Origin of the sequence: Pseudomonas rhizoryzae (assembly GCF_005250615.1) — a bacterium.
Classification (GTDB): Bacteria; Pseudomonadota; Gammaproteobacteria; order Pseudomonadales; family Pseudomonadaceae; genus Chryseomonas; species Chryseomonas rhizoryzae.
The window spans coordinates 127,206-145,949 of the sequence record NZ_SULM01000003.1 but is presented as its reverse complement, the minus strand read 5'-3'; the positions used below and the strand labels follow the sequence as shown (position 1 = coordinate 145,949).

General features: G+C 64.7%; 18 protein-coding genes. 9 read left to right on the top strand and 9 right to left on the bottom strand.

Features of this window, described 5'->3' with window-relative positions; genetic code table 11:
• Positions 1-25 precede the first annotated feature (25 nt).
• From FAZ11_RS05270 to FAZ11_RS05260, 3 genes are all read left to right on the top strand, one after another.
• Entirely contained in the window at positions 26-580 is a 555-nt protein-coding gene (locus FAZ11_RS05270; RefSeq protein WP_193557141.1) for an arylesterase, read from the top strand.
• Positions 581-678: 98 nt separating this feature from the next.
• Complete coding sequence (locus FAZ11_RS05265; protein WP_058764537.1) at positions 679-960, top strand: hypothetical protein; 282 nt, start codon at positions 679-681, stop codon at positions 958-960.
• 76 nt (positions 961-1,036) lie between these two features.
• Positions 1,037-2,014, top strand: coding sequence for a L,D-transpeptidase family protein (locus FAZ11_RS05260; RefSeq protein WP_058764535.1), 978 nt, complete (start codon positions 1,037-1,039; stop codon positions 2,012-2,014).
• 127 nt (positions 2,015-2,141) lie between these two features.
• Here FAZ11_RS05260 and FAZ11_RS05255 read toward each other — a convergent pair whose 3' ends face one another.
• Positions 2,142-2,393 (bottom strand): Lpp/OprI family alanine-zipper lipoprotein, encoded by a 252-nt coding sequence (locus FAZ11_RS05255; RefSeq protein WP_007160560.1) that lies wholly within the window; start codon positions 2,391-2,393, stop codon positions 2,142-2,144.
• Positions 2,394-2,837: 444 nt separating this feature from the next.
• Between FAZ11_RS05255 and FAZ11_RS05250 the strand changes: the two genes are divergently transcribed.
• The gene (locus FAZ11_RS05250; protein ID WP_058764533.1) at positions 2,838-3,119 is read left to right on the top strand and encodes a GNAT family N-acetyltransferase; all 282 of its coding nucleotides are present in this window, start codon (positions 2,838-2,840) and stop codon (positions 3,117-3,119) included.
• 58 nt (positions 3,120-3,177) lie between these two features.
• Here the strand turns inward: FAZ11_RS05250 and FAZ11_RS05245 are convergent, their stop codons facing one another.
• On the bottom strand, positions 3,178-4,257 hold the full coding sequence (locus FAZ11_RS05245; RefSeq protein ID WP_058764532.1) for a 3-deoxy-7-phosphoheptulonate synthase: 1,080 nt from the start codon (positions 4,255-4,257) through the stop codon (positions 3,178-3,180).
• A gap of 165 nt (positions 4,258-4,422) precedes the next feature.
• On the opposite strand from FAZ11_RS05245, the gene FAZ11_RS05240 reads away from it, so the two are divergent.
• The 3 genes from FAZ11_RS05240 to cysB all read left to right on the top strand — a co-directional run bounded on the left by FAZ11_RS05240 (position 4,423) and on the right by cysB (position 6,408).
• Positions 4,423-4,749 carry a thioredoxin family protein gene (locus FAZ11_RS05240; protein WP_058773590.1) on the top strand — a complete coding sequence of 109 codons (327 nt, stop codon included), beginning with the start codon at positions 4,423-4,425 and terminating at the stop codon, positions 4,747-4,749.
• Positions 4,750-4,845: 96 nt separating this feature from the next.
• On the top strand, positions 4,846-5,328 hold the full coding sequence (locus FAZ11_RS05235; protein ID WP_058764528.1) for a universal stress protein: 483 nt from the start codon (positions 4,846-4,848) through the stop codon (positions 5,326-5,328).
• 105 nt (positions 5,329-5,433) lie between these two features.
• Positions 5,434-6,408, top strand: coding sequence for an HTH-type transcriptional regulator CysB (gene cysB, locus FAZ11_RS05230; protein ID WP_058764526.1), 975 nt, complete (start codon positions 5,434-5,436; stop codon positions 6,406-6,408).
• Between the two features lie 190 nt (positions 6,409-6,598).
• On the opposite strand, the gene FAZ11_RS05225 is transcribed toward cysB, so the two are convergent.
• A complete protein-coding gene (locus tag FAZ11_RS05225) occupies positions 6,599-7,522 on the bottom strand; it encodes a LysR family transcriptional regulator (protein ID WP_058773591.1) in 924 nt (307 codons plus the stop codon).
• A gap of 102 nt (positions 7,523-7,624) precedes the next feature.
• Here FAZ11_RS05225 and araD1 point away from each other — a divergent pair, with 102 nt between their 5' ends.
• The gene (gene araD1, locus FAZ11_RS05220; RefSeq protein ID WP_058773592.1) at positions 7,625-8,620 is read left to right on the top strand and encodes an AraD1 family protein; all 996 of its coding nucleotides are present in this window, start codon (positions 7,625-7,627) and stop codon (positions 8,618-8,620) included.
• A gap of 149 nt (positions 8,621-8,769) precedes the next feature.
• Positions 8,770-10,347 carry an aldehyde dehydrogenase (NADP(+)) gene (locus FAZ11_RS05215; protein WP_058773593.1) on the top strand — a complete coding sequence of 526 codons (1,578 nt, stop codon included), beginning with the start codon at positions 8,770-8,772 and terminating at the stop codon, positions 10,345-10,347.
• A gap of 268 nt (positions 10,348-10,615) precedes the next feature.
• Here FAZ11_RS05215 and FAZ11_RS05210 read toward each other — a convergent pair whose 3' ends face one another.
• The 6 genes from FAZ11_RS05210 to FAZ11_RS05185 form a co-directional block, all read right to left on the bottom strand.
• Positions 10,616-11,764: an aldose epimerase family protein gene (locus FAZ11_RS05210; protein ID WP_058773594.1), complete on the bottom strand. Its 1,149-nt coding sequence runs from the start codon at positions 11,762-11,764 to the stop codon at positions 10,616-10,618.
• A 122-nt stretch (positions 11,765-11,886) separates the two neighbouring features.
• On the bottom strand, positions 11,887-13,626 hold the full coding sequence (locus tag FAZ11_RS05205; RefSeq protein WP_058764515.1) for an IlvD/Edd family dehydratase: 1,740 nt from the start codon (positions 13,624-13,626) through the stop codon (positions 11,887-11,889).
• An 82-nt stretch (positions 13,627-13,708) separates the two neighbouring features.
• Positions 13,709-14,677 (bottom strand): L-arabinose ABC transporter permease AraH, encoded by a 969-nt coding sequence (araH, locus tag FAZ11_RS05200; protein WP_058764513.1) that lies wholly within the window; start codon positions 14,675-14,677, stop codon positions 13,709-13,711.
• A gap of 173 nt (positions 14,678-14,850) precedes the next feature.
• A complete protein-coding gene (araG, locus tag FAZ11_RS05195) occupies positions 14,851-16,377 on the bottom strand; it encodes an L-arabinose ABC transporter ATP-binding protein AraG (RefSeq protein ID WP_058773595.1) in 1,527 nt (508 codons plus the stop codon).
• 219 nt (positions 16,378-16,596) lie between these two features.
• A complete protein-coding gene (locus tag FAZ11_RS05190; RefSeq protein WP_058773596.1) occupies positions 16,597-17,601 on the bottom strand; it encodes a substrate-binding domain-containing protein in 1,005 nt (334 codons plus the stop codon).
• Positions 17,602-17,819: 218 nt separating this feature from the next.
• Positions 17,820-18,689, bottom strand: coding sequence for an SMP-30/gluconolactonase/LRE family protein (locus tag FAZ11_RS05185; protein WP_058773597.1), 870 nt, complete (start codon positions 18,687-18,689; stop codon positions 17,820-17,822).
• Positions 18,690-18,744: the final 55 nt, after the last annotated feature.

The following is an 18,744-nucleotide window of genomic DNA, read 5'->3' as shown; positions in this document are numbered from 1 at the left end:
CTGTCTGCTGCTGACGCCCCTGGCGATGGCGCGCACCCTGCTGGTGGTGGGTGACAGCATCAGCGCCGGCTACGGCCTCGCCGACGGCCAAGGATGGGTGCGGTTGCTCGAAAACCGCCTGCAGGAGCAGCAGAGCCCCTACCAGGTGGTGAACGCCTCCATCAGTGGCGACACCACGGCGGGCGGCCTGGCACGACTGCCGCAGCTGTTGGCCGCGCACCGCCCCGAGGTGGTGGCCATCGAGTTGGGCGGCAACGATGGCCTGCGTGGCCAGCCGCTGGCCCAATTCGAGCGCAATCTCACCGCCCTGGTGCAGCAGGCCAAGGCCAAGGGCGCCCGCGTTCTGCTGTTGGGGATGCGCCTGCCGCCCAACTACGGGCCGCGCTACACCGAGGGCTTCGCCCAGGTCTACCAGGACGTGGCCAAGGCCCAGCAGGTGGCCCTGGTACCCTTCCTGCTCGAAGGGGTAGGGGGCGATCCCGCCTTCATGCAGCCGGATGGCATCCACCCACGGGCCAATGCCCAGCAGCGTCTGCTGGATAACGCCTGGCCGGAACTGCAGCGCGTGCTGCGCGACTGAACGCCGGACTTTTCCCCGGCAAGGCTTTCCGCTAAGGTTGCGCGCCCCGCCGGTCCGGTCAATCGACCGCCTGGCGGAACCGCCCCTGGAGTATCCCGATGTCCCGCCTTACCCGGTCCATGCACGGCTATCAGCTGATCCAGCCCGATGCCCAGCTCGACCTGTTCGCCTGCCGCGAGGGGCGGGTCCATATCGTCGCCCGGCAGCTGGAGCTGGGCTCGCCCACCGACCGCACCCTGTGCGGCACCTTCCTGCCGGCGCGGCCCGCGTTACGCCCGCTGGACCGCCAGGCGTTGCGCCAGAAGGCGCTGTGTCCCGCCTGCATGCAGCGTTTGCAGGGCGCCCGCCGCGGCTTGCCCAATCCGTTACAGGCTCTGTGAGCCTCTGCCAGAGGGGCGAGTGGACGTGTACAATTCGCGCCTCCAACCTCTCTCGTTCCTTGCAAGGATTCACTCCATGTCGCCGCGTCTTTCGACCCTGGTCGGTTCCCTTTCGCTGTTAGGTCTGCTGGGCGCGGGTTCGGCGCGGGCACTGGAGTTGCCCCTGCCGCCCCCCGGCGATGATGTGGTCGGTCAGGTGCAGGTCATCAAGGCCGCTTACGAAGACACCTTCGCCGACCTCGGGGTGAAGTACGATCTGGGTTACAACGAGATGGTCGCCGCCAACCCCGGCGTGGACGCCTGGTTGCCGGGCGCCGGTACCGAGATCGTGTTGCCGACGCGCTTCATCCTGCCGCCCGGCCCGCGTGAAGGTATTGTCATCAACATCGCCGAATACCGTATGTACTACTACCCCAAGGGTGGGCACTCGGTCTTCACCTATCCGTTGGGCATCGGTCGCGAAGGCTGGGGCTCGCCGGTCGGGGTGGCCAAGGTGGTGGACAAGATCAAGGATCCGGCCTGGTATCCGCCGGAGTCCATTCGCGCCGAGCACGCCGCCGAAGGCGATCCGCTGCCCAAGGTGGTCCCGCCCGGCCCGGATAACCCGCTCGGCCCCTACAAGATCCGCCTGACCATGCCGGGCTACCTGATCCACGGCTCGGACCGGAAGTTCGGTATCGGCACCCAGACCAGCCATGGTTGCTTCCGCATGTACAACTTCAACGTGACCGAGCTGGTGGGCATGCTGCCGATCGGTACCCCGGTGCGGATCATCGACGAGCCCTACAAGTTCGGCGTGAGCCAGGGCAAGCTCTATCTGGAAGCGCACCAGCCGGTCAACATGAAGGGTGATCCGACCGAGATCGACCGCCAAGCGGCGGTGGTCAACGCCCTGATCAAGCGTGACGATCTGCTGCAAGCCAACAGCCTGGTGAACTGGGACACGGTGCGTGACACCGTGCAGCAACAGGACGGCCTGCCGGTGGAAATCGCCGAGCTGCCGGCCGGGGTCGCTCCTGGTACCGTGGCCAAGGCGCCCGCCAAGGCACTGTGATCCGTGGGGATGGCGCCCGCAGGGCGCCATCCTTCAGACAAACAAAAAGCCCGCCATCGAAATGGCAGGCTTTTTGTTTGCTCCGAGAAAGGCGACTGTTGCCACTCGCCTTCCTAGCCGAGGCGCATTACTTGCGGCTGGCTTTTTCCAGCATACGCAGGGCGCGCTCGTTGGCTTCGTCAGCGGTCTGCTGAGCTTTCTGAGCGGCGGCCAGAGCCTCGTCAGCGTGACGGTAGGCTTCGTCAGCACGAGCCTGAGCGCGGGCAGCGGCGTCTTCGGTAGCGGTCAGGCGAGCTTCGCTTTCCTTGTTAGCGGTGCTGCAACCAGTGGCCAGAGCAGCGGCCAGAGCCAGAGCGGCGAATTTCAGAGCGTTGTTCATCGTAAACCCCTTGAGGTAGACATCCTGTTTTAAGGTCAATTTCCCAGTTGGAAAATTGCGGCTACATACTACTCATTACCGGTCGTAAGTAAACTAAGCGAACCCATTGCAGCAAAGAATTTTTGCGGAAATTCCGCTCCTTTGCCCTGTGAGCGCACTCAGAATGGCTCCACCGGTGACGGCAACTGCTTGGATGGCCGAAAGTGTCGAACGTTTCAAAACGTTAGAGAATGGGTGAAAGATGTCAAGTGCAGCCTGTGGCTGCGTACGCCTGACGAGCCCTGATATAGTGTCTTTTTACGGTGCGACGGCTGGTTAGAACCTGCCTTCTCCCTCGGGGTCTCACGCGCTGAGGCTTAATCCCGCACAGGAAGGTTGTGTTCCCGTCTTCGGGTAGCATCGATAACAATGGATAAGGCGGAGCCAAACCGCCAAGGAGTAGTCATGAACGAATCCCTGCGCGTGGAACACGATGAAGCCAATCATCAATTCCACCTCTCCGTCGATGGGCAGCGCGCCTATCTCGCCTACATGGATCTGGGCAAGCAGACCATGGATTTCTACCGCACCTTCGTACCCGATGCCCTGCGTGGACGCGGCCTGGCCGCGCGGCTGACCGAGCACGCGCTGAACTATGCCGAGAGCCGCGGCTATAGCGTCATTCCCTCCTGCTCCTACGTGGAGCACTATCTGGAGCGCCGCGGGCAGGTGACCCCGCTGGCCTGACGGGCCGCACCATGAAAAACGCCGGGCTGAGCCCGGCGTTTTCGTTTGCCTGTGACGGTCAGTCGCGACTGCGGCGCGGCAGGACATCCTTGAGCTTGCGGTGCATGTCGAGAATGCTCTTCTCGGTCATGGCCCAGTCGATGCAGGCATCGGTCACCGAGACGCCGTATTGCAGTTGCGACAGGTCCGCCGGAATCGGCTGGTTGCCGAAGCCCAGGTGACTCTCCACCATCAGGCCGACGATGGAATTATTGCCTTCGACGATCTGGTTGGCGACGTTGTCCATCACCAGCGGCTGCAGGGCGGCGTCCTTGTTGGAGTTGGCGTGGCTGCAGTCGACCATGATGTTCGGCTTGATCTTGGCCTTGACCAGCGCCTGCTCGCAGAGGGTGACGCTGACCGAGTCGTAGTTGGGTTTGCCGTTACCGCCGCGCAGTACCACGTGGCCGTAGGCGTTGCCCTTGGTCATCACCACCGAGACCTGGCCGCGCTGGTCGATACCCAGGAAGCGGTGCGGGCTGGAGACCGACTGCAGGGCGTTGATGGCCACGGTCAGGCTGCCATCGGTGCCGTTCTTGAAGCCGACCGCGGAAGACAGGCCCGAGGCCATTTCGCGGTGGGTCTGGGACTCGGTGGTGCGCGCGCCGATGGCCGACCAGCTGATCAGGTCCTGCAGGTACTGCGGCGAGATCGGGTCCAGGGCTTCGGTGGCGGTGGGCAGGCCTTTTTCCGCCAGGTCCAGCAGCAGTTGGCGACCGATGTGCAAGCCGTCCTGGATCTTGAAGGAGTCATCCAGGTAGGGGTCGTTGATCAAGCCCTTCCAACCGACGGTGGTGCGGGGCTTTTCGAAGTAGACGCGCATCACCAGGTACAGGGTGTCGCTCACCTGGGCAGCCAGGGTCTTGAGCCGCTCGGCATATTCGTGGGCGGCCTTGATGTCATGGATGGAGCAGGGGCCGATCACCACGAACAGGCGATGGTCCTTGCCGTCGAGGATGTCGCGGATGACCTGGCGGCCGTTGGCGACGGTGTCGGCGGCGAGATCGCTCAGCGGGATCTCCTGCTTGAGCTGCTCGGGCGTGATGAGCGGCTCGTTGGCTTCGATGTTCAGGTCATTAAGGCGGGGCTGTGCGGCCATGGTGCTACTCGTCGGTCACGGCACTGCGACAGGTCGGAGCCCGTGCAGGCAAAATACGGTGGAGAGGGTGGGGCACCTTAGCGCGTGTACCGCCCGCTCACAATGGCCGCGACGCTATTGGCGACCCGGATGGCGCTCTTTGCCGATGATCGAGACGAGGGACGGATGGAATTGGACGATGGGACGGCGGATGCCGTGCTGCTAGCGGCGGCGGGACGTTCGCTGCTGATCTTCACCAGTGCCGGCTGCAGCACCTGCCGCCTGGCCCGTGAGGTACTGCCCAAGGCATTGCTACCCGTGGACCGGCTGTACTGGGTGGATGCCGAGCGCAGCGGCGGCCTGGTACAGCGTTATGGCGTCTTCCACCTGCCCGCGCTGTTCCTGGTGCGCGATGGGGAGTTCTTCGGCGCCGTGCACGCGCCGCTGCGGGAGGCACCGCTGGCGGCGGCGATCCTGGATGCGCAGGAACGCGAGTCCGAGGAACTGCCCTAGGACGCGGCTCGCGGCGAAACTGGCAATCCGCTGCTACGCTGAAAGAGCTATCCCGCGGCACACCGGCCAGATCGGGTGATCTGGCCAGGAGGAGTTGTGATCCGTTCCTTGCTCTACGCCACTGACCTGGGCCTGTGTTCATCCTACGTCTTCCAGCATGCCCTGAATCTGGCGCGCATCCACCAGGCGCGGCTGTATGTCGTCCACGTCGTCGAGCCGCTCGGTCTGCTGGCTTCCACCCTGTTGCAACAGCACCTCGATGGCGAATCCCTGGACCGCCTGCGCAATGGTGGACTGGATCAGGTGCTCGAGACCATCGAGCAACAGGTCTTCGAATCCCTGCGCGAGGAATTGCTGGAAACCCCGGCGACCGTGGGCCTGGTGCGGGCGGTACGGGTCCTGCAGGGCGATCCGCCGCCGGTGATCCTCAAGCAGGCCGAGGAATTCGCGGCGGACCTGCTGGTGATCGGCAGCCGCAGCCAGGGCGATGCCCAGGCTTCACCCCTGGGGCGCACTGCCAGCCGTCTGCTGGAGACCGCGCCCATCCCGATCTATCTGGTGCCGCTGCGTCAGGGCTGAGCGGTGGGCCATGCCTATCCGCGACTTAATTCGATTTCGGTCTAGAAAAACCTGAAGGGCTGCATTACTGTTATATGCTTGCGCACGGGCTAGCGAGGAGCAGGCATGAAGCTGCAACAGTTGCGGTACATCTGGGAAGTCGCCCACCACGATCTGAACGTGTCCGCCACCGCCCAGAGTCTCTATACCTCGCAGCCTGGCATCAGCAAGCAGATCCGCCTGCTCGAGGACGAGCTGGGCGTCGAGGTCTTCGCTCGCAGCGGCAAGCACCTGACGCGGGTGACGCCCGCGGGTGAGCGGATCATCCAGACCGCTGGCGAGATCCTGCGCAAGTGCGAGAGCATCAAGCAGATCGCCCAGGAGTTTTCCAACGAGCGCAAGGGCACCCTGTCCATCGCCACCACCCACACCCAGGCGCGTTACGCCCTGCCGGACGTGATCAGCGAATTCATCAAGCAGTATCCGGACGTGGCGCTGCACATGCACCAGGGCTCGCCGACCCAGATCGCCGAGATGGCGGCCGATGGCACCGTCGACTTCGCCATCGCCACCGAAGGCCTGGAGCGCTTCAACGACCTGGTGATGATGCCCTGCTATCGCTGGAACCGTTGCGTCATCGTGCCCCAGGGGCATCCCTTGGCGAAGGTCGAGAATCTCACCCTGGAGCAATTGGCGGAGCAACCGCTGGTGACCTACGTCTTCGGCTTCACCGGCCGTTCCAAGCTCGACGAGGCCTTTGCCCGCCAAGGACTGGAGCCCAACGTGGTACTGACCGCCGCGGATGCCGACGTGATCAAGACCTATGTACGCCTGGGGCTAGGCGTGGGGATCGTGGCCGACATGGCGGTGGATCACAAGGCCGATGCCGACCTGGTCTGCCTGGACGCCAGCCACCTGTTCGAAGCCAGCGTGACCAAGATCGGCCTGCGCCGCGGCACCTTCCTGCGCGGCTTCATGTGCGACTTCATCGGCCGCTTCGCGCCGCACCTGACCCGGGATGTGCTCACCGAAGCCATGCAGACGCCGTCACGCCAGGAGCTGGAGACGCTGTTCCATGGGGTGACGTTGCCGACGTATTGAGGTGTTCTTCGGCTGACGCTATCGCGGCCATGGCGATCCGCCGATGCTGCCGTTCCTGCTGGCTGCCGTAGGTTGGGTTGAGCGCAGCGAAGCCCAACGAATCTTGTCTCGGTGCTGGCGCTGTTGGGCTTCGACGATGGAGCCGTCTCAGCCCAACCTACGGCTTATCGCGCCCATGGCGATGCCTTGGTCACCCTTCCATCCGCCACTGCTCCAACAACAACTGCGCCGCTGCCGATAGCCCCGTGCCCTGGCGCACCAGCAGCGAATAGGGTTCGTTGCGCGTCCGTTGCGCCACTGGCAGGCGCCTGAGCAGACCATGGCGCTCGCCGAACTGGGCGATATCGCTGGGCAGCATGGCGACCTGGTTGGCCTCTTCCTGCAGCAGCCCGAGCAGGGTGAAGGTCGAGGAGGTTTCCACCGGATAGCGCGGAAACTCCAACTCTGCCGCGCGGAATTCCCGCTCCAGGGTCAGGCGCATGGGCAGGTTGGCCGGATAGACGATCCAGCGGCTGTCGACCAGGTCGGCCAGGGTCACCATCGGTGCCTGGGCTAAGGGATGCTGCGGATGGCAAACGATCTCCAGGCGCTCCTCGCGTATCTCCAGGCAGTGGTAGGCATCCGGCCGGCGGCTGACGCTGCTGCGGCAGATGGCCAGTTCGATGCGACCGGCGTCGAGCAGGTCGAGCAGGCGCACGCTGGTGTCCTCGATGATCTCGATCCCCAACTGGGGCTGCGCCGCACCCAGGCGCGACACCGCGGCGATCAGCCGGGGCACGGCGCCCATGATCACCCCCACCGCCAGGCGACCGCCTTCGCCCTGGAGGATGCCGAGCATCTCTTCGCGCAGATGGGCGAGATCGCTTTCGATCAGCCGCGCATAGCGGATCACGCAACGGCCCAGGTCGTTGGGTTGCAGGCCCTGGTGGGTGCGCAGGAAGAGCGTGGTGCCCAAGGTGCTCTCGATCTCGTGCAGCGCCTTGGTGGCACCGGGCTGCGAAATGGCGATGCGCTCGGCGGCCTTGTGCAGCGAGCCTTCCTCGTCGAGGGCGATCAGCAGGCGCAGCTGACGCAGGCGTAGGCGGGAGGCGATGGAGCCCAGGGATGGCAGCATGGGAATAACCATTGGTTATTGCGGTATAGGGAGCTCTCATTAGGCAGCGCCCGTAGCGCCGAGTAAAGTCCGGTCCAGGCGATAACTAACAAGGAGAATGCCATGCACCTGATTCAGTTCGAAGACCAACAGGGCCAGCGCCGGGTAGGAGTGGTCGAACGTGGCGAGGTCCAACAGGTCAAGGGGGCGACCAGTACTCGCGCCCTGGCGCTCGACGCCATCCGCGCCGGTATCTCGTTGGAGTCTCAGGTGCAGAGCCTGGGCCTGGAACCCGGGCCGGCCTATACGGAGCTGCTGTCCAGTGGCCGCCTGTTGCCGCCGCTGGACCATGAAGACCCGGCGCACTGCCTGGTCACCGGGACCGGTCTGACCCACCTGGGCAGCGCCGCCACCCGCGACAAGATGCACCAGCAGAACAGCCAGGAAGAGGCCAAGCTGACTGACTCCATGCGCATGTTCAAATGGGGCGTGGAGGGCGGTCGTCCGGTAGCCGGTACTGCCGGGGCCCAGCCGGAATGGTTCTACAAAGGCGATGGCGGCATCCTGGTCCGCCCCGGTGGCGACATTCCGCTGCCGGAATTCGCCGAGGATGCCGGCGAAGAGCCGGAGTTGACCGGTCTCTACGTGATCGGTGACGACGGCAAGCCCTATCGCCTGGGTTATGCGGTGGGCAACGAATTCTCCGACCACGTGATGGAGCGTAAGAACTATCTCTACCTGGCCCATTCCAAACTGCGCTATTGCAGCTTCGGGCCGGCCTTGCGTACCGGTGAACTGCCGCGCCATCTGGTAGGTACCAGCCGTATCCGCCGCGGTGAGCAGGTGGTCTGGGAGAAGGAATTCCTCTCCGGCGAAGACAACATGTGCCACAGCCTGGAGAATCTGGAGTATCACCACTTCAAGTATGCGCAGTTCCTCAGGCCGGGCGATGTCCATGTGCATTTCTTCGGCACGGCGACGCTGTCTTTCGCCGACGGTATCCGCGTCGAGCCGGGCGATCGCTTCGAGATCGCGGTGCCGGAATTCGGTGAGCCCCTGAGCAATGGCGTCAAGGCCGGCACGGCGGCCTTCCAACCCGGGCAGGTCCGCCAGCTCTGATAGTTGTATGATGACTGCTGACTAAGCCAGTGCTAGAGTCGGTAGCGAACACTCGGATCGCGGTGATCGGACATTGATCGCCGCGGCCTGTCGAAGACCTCCTACGGGCGGTTTTTGCATGAACCCCTAGGTATAAGGAGTCGAGAACAATGCAGATCCAAGGTAAGAACTACATCGGTGGCGCGCGCAGTGGCGAAGGCGAGGTGCGGGTCTACAGCATCGACGCCAGCACGGGCGAAAAGCTGCCCTACGAATTCTTCCAGGCTTCGCCAGCCGAGGTTGATGCCGCCGCTCGTGCTGCCGAGCAGGCGGCGCCGCTGTATCGCAAGCTGAGCGCCGAAAAACGCGCCACCTTCCTCGAGGCCATCGCCGATGAGCTGGACGCCCTGGGCGATGATTTCGTCCAACTGGTCTGCCAGGAAACCGCGTTGCCGGCCGGGCGTATCCAGGGCGAGCGCGGCCGTACCAGCGGCCAGATGCGCCTGTTCGCCAAGGTGCTGCGCCGCGGTGACTTCCATGGTGCGCGCATCGATACCGCGCTGCCTGACCGCAAGCCGCTGCCGCGCCCTGACCTGCGTCAGTACCGCATCGGTCTGGGCCCGGTGGCCGTGTTCGGCGCCAGCAACTTCCCGCTGGCCTTCTCCACCGCCGGTGGCGACACCGCCGCGGCCCTGGCCGCTGGTTGTCCGGTGGTGTTCAAGGCCCACAGTGGGCACATGGTCACCGCCGAATACGTGGCCGACGCGGTGATTCGCGCCGCCGAGAAGACTGGCATGCCCAAGGGCGTGTTCAACATGATCTATGGCGGTGGCGTGGGCGAGCAGCTGGTCAAGCACCCGGCCATCCAGGCGGTGGGCTTCACCGGTTCCCTGCGTGGCGGTCGCGCCCTGTGCGACATGGCCGCGGCCCGTCCGCAGCCCATCCCGGTATTCGCCGAGATGTCCAGCATCAACCCGGTGGTGGTCCTACCCGAGGCGCTCAAGGCGCGTGGTGAGACCATCGCCACCGAGCTCACCGCGTCCGTGGTGCTGGGCTGTGGTCAGTTCTGCACCAATCCGGGCCTGGTCATCGGCGTGCGTTCGCCGGAGTTCAGCAGCTTCCTCGAGCACCTGGCCGGGGCCATGAACGAGCAGGGTCCCCAGACCATGCTCAACCCCGGCACCCTGAAGAGCTACGAAAAGGGCGTCGCCGCGCTGCTGGCCCATTCCGGGGTGCAGCACCTGGCAGGCGCCAACCAGGAAGGCAACCAGGCGCGTCCACAGCTGTTCAAGGCTGATGTGAGCCTGCTGCTGGAAAGCGACGAACTGTTGCAGGAAGAAGTCTTCGGCCCGACCACCGTGGTGGTCGAGGTGGCCGACGAAGCCGAGCTGCACCAGGCGCTGCAAGGCCTGCATGGCCAGCTGACCGCCACGCTGCTGGCTGAGCCGGCCGATCTGCAACGCTTCGAGGCCATCATCGGCCTGCTGGAGCAGAAAGCCGGGCGCCTGCTGCTTAACGGTTATCCGACTGGTGTGGAAGTCTGCGATGCCATGGTCCATGGCGGTCCTTACCCTGCGACCTCCGATGCCCGTGGCACCTCGGTCGGCACCCTGGCCATCGATCGCTTCCTGCGCCCGGTGTGCTACCAGAACTACCCGGATGCCTTCCTGCCGGAAGCCCTGCAGAACGCCAACCCGTTGGGTATCCAGCGCCTGGTGAACGGCGAGAACACCAAGGCCGCGATCTGATCGTAGTGCTTTGAGGTGGTAACAAACCCGGCGTCGCGAGACGCCGGGTTTTTTATTGGGCGGTGGAAGGGGATGGTGGCCTGGATGGATGTTGAGTGGCAAAGGCGAGTGCAAGTGGAAAAGGCTGCGCCGTTTTCCACGCTACGGGGCGCGGAGGCGAGAGGCGCTCCGCTCTTGCCCCCTCTCCCTCCGGGAGAGGGCTGGGGTGAGGGGATCACCAAAGAAAAGGCCGCTCCTGAGGGCGGCCTTGCTTACACCAAAAACAACCTTACTTGGCGGCGAACTTGAAGATCGTCGTCTGGGTGTAGGTCTGGCCGGGGTCCAGGCGGGTGGTGGGGAAGTTCGGCTGGTTGGGCGCGTCCGGGTAATGCTGGGTTTCCAGGGTGAAAGCGCCCCAGTGGTCGTAGGTCTTACCGCCCTTGCCCTTGATATTTCCTTCCAAGAAGTTGCCCGTGTAGAACTGCACACCGGGCTCGGTGGTGTAGAGGGTGAGGGTGCGTCCCGAGGCCGGATCGGTCACCACGGCGGCGGCCTTCTCCAGGTCGCCATTGGTGTTGAGTACCCAGTTGAAGTCATAGCCACCCTGCTTGGGTTCGGCGTATTTCAGCTGCTGGTTGTCGTCATGGATGTGCTTGCCGATGGCCACCGGCTTGCGGAAGTCCAGCGGGGTGCCGGCTACCGGGGGCAGTTCGCCGGTGGGGATCAGCTTGGCGGTCACCGGGGTGTACTTGTCGGCGTTGAGCATCGCCACCTGCTTGAGCACGTTGCCACTGCCGGCGCCGGCCAGGTTGAAGTAGCTGTGGTTGGTCAGGTTGAGCACCGTCGGCTTGTCGGTGGTGGCGCGGTACTTGAGGGTCAGTTGGTTGTGTTCGTCCAGCTGATAGGTGACCTGGGTGGTGAGGGTGCCGGGAAAGCCCATCTCGCCATCGGGAGAGACGTAGCTCAGGGTCACGCCGACCCAGCCGTCACCCTTGGCCGGCTCGGCCTTCCACACCTTGGTGTTGAAGCCCTGGGGGCCGCCGTGCAGGGCGTTGGTCTTGTCGTTCTGCGGGATCTGGTAGCTCTTGCCGTCGAGGCTGAAGCGACCATCGGCGATGCGGTTGCCGAAGCGGCCGATGGTGGCGCCGAAGAATACCGTGGGGTTGTCGAGATAGCCCTGGACGTCATCGAAGCCCAGCACCACGTCTTCGCTGTGGCCCTTGCGGTCCGGCACCTTGAGCGCCTGCAGCACGCCACCGTAGGTGATGACGGTGGCCTGCATGCCGTGGCTGTTGGTCAGGACGAACTTCTCGATGGGCGTGCCGTCGGGCAGCTTGCCAAAGCTCGACTGCTGACTGGTGAGGCCGGCCGCCTGGGCGGTGAGGGTGCTGATCATGAGTGACAGTCCTAGTCCAGTGAGGGCTAACGTGCGTTTCATCTCGACCACCTTTTCGGTTTGTTGTTGTGCAGGGGTGGGTCAGGCGACCCGGGAACCGGAGGAGGGGCGGTAAAGCCCCCTCACCCCAACCCTCTCCCTGAGGGAGAGGGGGTAGAAGCCGATCAATGCGAGTGGCGGGGTACCTCCGCGCCACGGCAGCCGACCAGGAAGTCGAAGTCGCAGCCTTCGTCGGCCTGGAGGACGTGGTTGACGTAGAGGCGGCGATAGCCGCCGGCCAGCAGCTGTTCCGCCGGCGGTTGCCAATCGGCCAGGCGCGCGGCCAGTTCCTCGTCGGGGATGTCCAGGTGCAGGCGGCCGGAGGCGCAGTCCAGCTCGATCATGTCGCCTTCGCGCACCACTGCCAGCGGGCCGCCGGCCGAGGCTTCGGGCGCCACGTGCAGCACCACGGTGCCGTAGGCGGTGCCGCTCATGCGGGCGTCGGAGATGCGCACCATGTCGGTGATGCCCTTGGCCAGCAGCTTGGGCGGCAGGCCCATGTTGCCCACCTCGGCCATGCCCGGATAACCCTTGGGTCCGCAGTTCTTCAGCACCATCACGCAGGTTTCGTCGATATCCAGATCCGGGTCGACGATGCGCGCCTTGTAGTCTTCCAGGTTCTCGAACACCACGGCGCGGCCGCGGTGTTGCATCAGTTCAGGGGTCGCGGCGGAGGGCTTGAGCACCGCGCCCTTGGGCGCCAGGTTGCCGCGCAGCACGCAGATGCCGCCGTCGGCGCGCAGGGGGTTGTCCAGTGCGCGGATGACCTCGTCCTGACCGTAGATGGGCGCCTCGGCGCAGTTGGCCCAGAGGCTCTTGCCGTTGGCGGTCAGGGCTTCGGGATTGGGCAGCAGGTTGGCTTCGCCCAGGCGACGGATCACCGCTGGCAGGCCGCCGGAATAGTAGAACTCCTCCATCAGGAAGCGCCCGGACGGTTGCAGGTCGACGATGGTGGGGGTGCCGCGACCGACACGGGTCCAGTCGTCCAGGTCCAGCTCCACGCCGATGCGGCCGGCGATGGCCTTGAGGTGGATCACCGCGTTGGTTGACCCGCCGATGGCGGCGTTGACGCGGATGGCGTTCTCGAAGGCCTCCTTGGTGAGGATCTTCGACAGCCGCAGGTCTTCTTCCACCATCTCGACGATACGCATGCCGGAGAGGTGTGCCAGCACGTAGCGGCGCGAATCCACCGCCGGAATGGCGGCGTTGTGCGGCAGCGAGGTGCCCAGGGCTTCGGCCATGCAGGCCATGGTGGAGGCGGTACCCATGGTGTTGCAGGTGCCGGCCGAGCGCGACATCCCGGCTTCGGCGGAAAGGAATTCGTTGAGGTCGATGGCGCCGGCTTTATAGGCCTCGTGCATCTGCCAGACGATGGTGCCGGCACCGATGTCGCGGCCATGGTGCTTGCCGTTGAGCATGGGGCCGCCGGTGACGACGATGGCCGGCACGTCGCAGCTGGCGGCACCCATCAGCAGCGCCGGGGTAGTCTTGTCGCAGCCGGTGAGCAGCACCACGGCGTCCACCGGGTTGCCGCGGATGGCTTCTTCCACGTCCATGCTGGCCAGGTTGCGGGTCAGCATGGCGGTGGGTCTCAGGTTGGACTCGCCATTGGAGAACACCGGGAATTCCACCGGGAAGCCGCCGGCTTCGTAGACGCCGCGCTTGACGTGCTCGGCGATCTTGCGGAAGTGGGCGTTGCAGGGGGTCAGCTCGGACCAGGTGTTGCAGATGCCGATGACGGGCTTGCCCTGGAACTCGTGATCCGGGATGCCCTGGTTCTTCATCCAGCTCCGGTACATGAAGCCGTTCTTGTCGTTGCTGCCGAACCATTGGGCGGAGCGCAGCGGGCGTTTGGGCGTGGTCATTGTTTTGTCCTCGGGCATTTCACGGGCAAAGCGGTCCCCGGCACGGCGCCCGTGGCGCCGCGGGGGAGGGCAGAGTCTGGGTTTAGCGCTGCTTGAAGCGGTCGATGACCACCGCCAGCAGCAGGATGGTTCCGCGGATGACGTACTGGTAGAAGGTGTCGATGTTCTTTAGATTCATGGCGTTCTCGATGATCGCCAGGATCAGCACGCCGGCGATCACGTGGCGGATCATGCCGATGCCGCCGGCCAGGGAAACCCCGCCCAGCACGCAGGCGGAGATCACCGTGAGTTCGAAGCCCTGGCCGATCATCGGCTGGCCGGAAGTCATGCGCGAGGCCAGTACCACACCGGCCAGGGCGCCGATCACCCCGTGCATGGCGAAGATGATGATCTTGGTGCGGTCGACGTGGACGCCGGCCAGCAGCGCCGCTTCCTCGTTGCCGCCGATGGCCATGGTGTTGCGGCCGAAGGTGGTGTAGTTGAGCAGCCAGCCGAAGAACAGGATGCACAGCAGGGTGATGACGATGGGCACCGGCAGGCCGAACAGCTGGCCATTGCCGAACACGAAGAACTGCTCCTGGGACACGCCCACGGCCTTGCCGTTGGAGAAGATGTAGCCCAGGCCGCGCACGATCTGCATGGTCGCAAGCGTCGTGATCAGGGCGTTGATCTTGAGCTTGGCGATCACCAGGCCGTTGATCAGGCCCACCACCAGGCCCAGCGCCAGGGCGGCGGCCACGCCGAGGAAGACGCTGTGGAAATCGCGCATCACCACCGCCGCTACCACGCCGGCACAGGCGATGACCGAACCCACCGAGAGGTCGAAGTGACCGGAGGCCAGGCAGAACAGCATGGTGCAGGCGGCGATGCCGACGGTGGAGATCGCCAGCCCCAGGCCGCGGATGTTCAGCGGCGAGAGGAAGTTCTGCACAAACAGCGCGCAGAGCAGGAACAGGGCGACGGCGGCCAGCATCATGGCCCAGTCGTCGAGGAAGCGGCGCATGTCGAAGCCGCGACGCGGCGGGGTCAGGCTGTGGGGTTGGGCGGACATAGACGGGACCTCTTTATTGTTTTCTCGAGCGCATTCATGATCGGCTGCGCGTCGGCCACACTGCGTTGAAAAGACCTTCGGAATGCTCATTTACACTTTGTAAACTCCGCTTCCTCAGGTCTTTTCGCCTTGTTTGTCTCTAGCTCGCTCGACCATGAATGCACTCTTTTTATTTACGCACGGGTACGGGGCAGGGCGAGCTGCAGCAGCCGCTCGTCGTTGAAATCGGCGCGGGCCACCTCGCCGGTCAGGGCGCCTTCGCTCATCACCAGGATGCGATCGGCCACGCCCATGACTTCCATCAGGTCGCTGGAGACCACCACCACGGCGATGCCACGGGCGGCCAGGTCGTGGATGATCGAATAGATCTCCGACTTGGCACCGACGTCGATGCCGCGGGTGGGCTCGTCGAGCAGCAGGACCTGCATGGGCATCGACAGCCAGCGACCGAGGATGGCCTTCTGCTGGTTGCCGCCGGAGAGATTCTTGATCCGTTGCCCGGCGTGGGGCGTCTTCACGTTGAGCGCGCGGATCTGCTTCTCGGCATTGGCCTTTTCCCAGCGGCCCTGGATCAGGCAGCCGAGGCTGGCATGCTGGGCGCGGGCGCTGATGTTGATGTTCTCGGCCACGCTGGCCAGGGGCACGATGCCTTCCTTCTTGCGGTCTTCCGGGCAGAGCAGGATGCCGGCGGCGATGGCGTCGCGTGGGGATTTCAAGCTGACCGGCGCGCCCTTGAGGCTCAGGCTGCCGGCCTTGTGCTTGTCCAGCCCGGCCAACAGGCGCAGCAACTCGGTGCGGCCGGCGCCGACCAGGCCGAACAGGCCGAGGATCTCGCCCTGGCAGACCTCGAAGCTCACCGGTTGCTGCAGGCCCGGGCCGAGCAGGCCCTCGACCTTGAGGCAGCCGCCGCCGATCTCGCGCGGGCGATAGTCATAGATGTCGGCCAGGTCACGGCCCACCATCAGGCTGATCAGCCCTTCGGGGGTGATGTCGGTCAGGCGGTCGATGGTGCGCACATGGCGGCCATCCTTGAACACCGTCACCGCGTCGCAGATACGGAAGACTTCCTCCATGCGGTGGGACACATAGAGCACCACCCGGCCTTCGTCGCGCAGCCGGGCGATGATGGTCATCAGCCGATCGGTCTCACGGGCGGAGAGGGAGCTGGTGGGTTCGTCGAAGGCGATGACGCGAGCGCCGCGGGAGAGGGCCTTGGCGATCTCCACCAGTTGGCGCTGGCCGAGCGACAGGCGCCCGACCTTGGTATGGGGGTCGATCTCGTCGGCCAGGCCCTTGAGCAGCTCCAATGCCTGGCGGCGCAGGTGACCGCGATTGACCACGCCGTAGCGCGCCGGCAGGTGGCCGAGAAAGAGATTTTCGGCGACGGTCATCTCCGGCACCAGCTGCAGTTCCTGCTGGATCACGGCGACGCCGGCGCGGATGGCTTCGGCGGTGCTCTTGAACACCAGCTCCTGGCCGTCGATGATGAGATGGCCGCTGCTGGGGGCGTGGTAGCCGCTGAGGATCTTCAGCAGGGTCGACTTGCCGGCGCCGTTCTCGCCCATGAGGGCATGCACCGAGCCGGGGCGGACGTTGAAGGAGATGTCGGCGAGCGCCTTGACGCCGGGAAAGGTCTTGCCGATGCCGACGAAGCCGAGGCTGTCGGCGCCGCGCGCGGCGGTTTGTTCCAAAGCTGCCATGGGGCCACTCCTGTCACAACCTTTTAACGATCTGCTGCGCGTCGGCCAAACTGCGTTGAAAAGACTCTGGAGGGCCAGCCCCGTCGGAATGCTCATTTACTATTCGTAAACTGCGCTTCCTCAAGTCTTTTCGCCTTGTTTGTCGCTAGCTCGCTAGATCGTAAAAAGGCTCCAGAATTAAAGAGGGCAGCGGCGCCCGCGTGGGCGCCGCCGGGGTCATCACTTCCAGAGGCCGATCTTCTCCAGCTCTTGCTTGAAGTTGGCGCGGGTGATGAGGGTGACCTTGTCCATGGCGGTGTACTTGGGCGGTTCCTTACCGGTAGTGACCCAGTCGTACATCATGCTGGCGGTCTGGTAGCCCTCTTCGTGGGGGCTGGGCAGCATGGAGCCGAAGAAGCCGCTGTCGGGTTTCTTCAGTTCGTCGATGGCGTCGGTGCCGTTGATGCCGATGCCGATCACCTGGCTAGCCGGGAAGCCGGCGCTCTCGGTGGCGCGCACGCCGCCGAGCACGGTGTTGTCGTTCATGCCACCGATGATCAGGTGCTTGGCATTGGACGGCAGCTTGACCAGCGCCGAGTTGGTGGCGTCCATGCTACCGGGCACGTCCAGGGTCTTCTGCGGGGCGTAGATGATGTGGTCGGCGGGCAGGCCGGCCTTCTCCAGGGCATCCACCGAACCATCGGTGCGTTTCTTGCCGGTGTCCAGTTCGTTGTAGGTGTTGATCACCGCATAGGTGTCATCCCATTTCCAGCCACGCTTCTTGGCTTCCGCCGCCATGGCCGCGCCCTGCTGCTGGCCGACCTCGAAGGCGGCCATGCCCAGGTAGGGCACGTCTTCCATGAACTTGCCGTCGGCGTCGACGAAGCGATCATCCACCGCCATCACCTTGAGGCCGTCGCGCTTGGCCTTGGCGACGATGGCTGGGCCGAGGGAGACGTCGGGCGGGCAGATGACGAAGCCCTTGGCGCCATTGGCGGCCAGGCTGTCGATGGCGGCGAGGGTCTTCTCGCCGTCGGGCACGGCGATCTTGAGCAGGGTGAAGCCCTTGTCCTTGGCGGCTTTTTCGGCGAAGGCCCACTCGGTCTGAAACCAGGGTTCCTCGGGTTGCTTGACCAGGAAACCGATCTTGACCGGATCGGCAGCGAAGGCGGATAGCGACAGGCTGACAGCGCCGGCAGTGAGGGCGGCACGCAGCAGGGAACGAACTCCCGGGACACGGAACATAGCTGGAACTCCTTGTTTTTATTGGTGTGGCCAGGCAATGCGAGGCGACAGGCACGCGCTCTGGAGAAGGAGCGGTGTCACTGCTCATTGATAGTATGATTGGATGAGGGCGGGCGCAAGAAAAAGGTGACGAAGTTTTTCGTCGCCTTTGTCACGGCGCTGTTACAAAGCGCCCGGGGCTGGGAGGCTGTTGGTTGCCCCGGACGAGGTAGGATGAATCAACCGGCGAAACGGTGACAGGGCATGCCGGAAACCGGGGCGGTGGCCATCAGGACGGCGCCGTCGAGAGCGCCATCGGCCGCAGCGCTGGTGACGAACAGGGTGCGCAGATCCGCGCCGCCGAAGACGCAACTGGTGGGTCGCTGGACCGGCAGCTCGACGATCTCCAGCAACTCGCCCTCCGGCGAAAAGCGCAGCAGGCAATTGCCGTCCCAGCGCGCGTTCCACACGCAGCCTTCGCTGTCGATGGCCGAGCCGTCCGGCGAGCCGCGTTCGTGGGGGCCGGCCCAGGCGATGGGTTCGCCCAGATTGCCGGCTGCATCCAGGGGGTAGCGATAGAGGGTGTCCTTCAGCGTATCGGCGCTGATGACGTGGTTTTCCGCTGCGCTCCAGACCAGGGTATTGGCGATGCCGAGGTTGCTGGCGTGGCGGGTGACGCTGCCGTCCGGATCGATGCGGAACAGGCCGCCCGAATGCCGCTCGATGGGGACGTCGCCTCCCTTAGCGTCGAGGTTGTTCTGCATGGTGCCCAGCCAGAGACGACCACGGGCGTCGCAACGGGCTTCGTTGCCGCGGTTGCCCGGATCGGGATCGGCGACGCAGAAGAGTTCCAGGCGCGGCCGGTCCTCGGGCGAGTCGAGATCCAGGCGGAAGACGCCGTCCGGCAGGGTCACCAGGGCATCGCCGCGCACCGTGGGCACGAAGGCCGAGCAGGGGCGATCCAGTTGCCATTCCTGATAATGCTCGCCGTGCAGGCGGCAGGCCTTGAAACCGGCGATGTCCACCCAGTAGAGCGCCTTGGTCTGTTGATCCCAGAAGGGACCCTCGGCCAATTTGAAGCGCTGGGGAAGCAGCGGCTGCCAGTCCATCGTTCACCTCTCTTGTTGTGGCGGTGCAGGAAAATCCAGGCATAGGAACCTGAAC

Excerpts from the sequence above, each read along its gene's own strand:
- FAZ11_RS05270 (WP_193557141.1), top strand. The coding sequence starts at position 26 with ATGGCGCGCACCCTGCTGGTGGTGGGTGACAGCATCAGCGCCGGCTAC.
- FAZ11_RS05265 (WP_058764537.1), top strand. The coding sequence starts at position 679 with ATGTCCCGCCTTACCCGGTCCATGCACGGCTATCAGCTGATCCAGCCC.
- FAZ11_RS05260 (WP_058764535.1), top strand. The coding sequence starts at position 1,037 with ATGTCGCCGCGTCTTTCGACCCTGGTCGGTTCCCTTTCGCTGTTAGGT.
- FAZ11_RS05255 (WP_007160560.1), bottom strand. The coding sequence starts at position 2,393 with ATGAACAACGCTCTGAAATTCGCCGCTCTGGCTCTGGCCGCTGCTCTG.
- FAZ11_RS05250 (WP_058764533.1), top strand. The coding sequence starts at position 2,838 with ATGAACGAATCCCTGCGCGTGGAACACGATGAAGCCAATCATCAATTC.
- FAZ11_RS05245 (WP_058764532.1), bottom strand. The coding sequence starts at position 4,257 with ATGGCCGCACAGCCCCGCCTTAATGACCTGAACATCGAAGCCAACGAG.
- FAZ11_RS05240 (WP_058773590.1), top strand. The coding sequence starts at position 4,423 with ATGGAATTGGACGATGGGACGGCGGATGCCGTGCTGCTAGCGGCGGCG.
- cysB (WP_058764526.1), top strand. The coding sequence starts at position 5,434 with ATGAAGCTGCAACAGTTGCGGTACATCTGGGAAGTCGCCCACCACGAT.
- FAZ11_RS05225 (WP_058773591.1), bottom strand. The coding sequence starts at position 7,522 with ATGCTGCCATCCCTGGGCTCCATCGCCTCCCGCCTACGCCTGCGTCAG.
- araD1 (WP_058773592.1), top strand. The coding sequence starts at position 7,625 with ATGCACCTGATTCAGTTCGAAGACCAACAGGGCCAGCGCCGGGTAGGA.
- FAZ11_RS05215 (WP_058773593.1), top strand. The coding sequence starts at position 8,770 with ATGCAGATCCAAGGTAAGAACTACATCGGTGGCGCGCGCAGTGGCGAA.
- FAZ11_RS05210 (WP_058773594.1), bottom strand. The coding sequence starts at position 11,764 with ATGAAACGCACGTTAGCCCTCACTGGACTAGGACTGTCACTCATGATC.
- FAZ11_RS05205 (WP_058764515.1), bottom strand. The coding sequence starts at position 13,626 with ATGACCACGCCCAAACGCCCGCTGCGCTCCGCCCAATGGTTCGGCAGC.
- araH (WP_058764513.1), bottom strand. The coding sequence starts at position 14,677 with ATGTCCGCCCAACCCCACAGCCTGACCCCGCCGCGTCGCGGCTTCGAC.
- araG (WP_058773595.1), bottom strand. The coding sequence starts at position 16,377 with ATGGCAGCTTTGGAACAAACCGCCGCGCGCGGCGCCGACAGCCTCGGC.
- FAZ11_RS05190 (WP_058773596.1), bottom strand. The coding sequence starts at position 17,601 with ATGTTCCGTGTCCCGGGAGTTCGTTCCCTGCTGCGTGCCGCCCTCACT.
- FAZ11_RS05185 (WP_058773597.1), bottom strand. The coding sequence starts at position 18,689 with ATGGACTGGCAGCCGCTGCTTCCCCAGCGCTTCAAATTGGCCGAGGGT.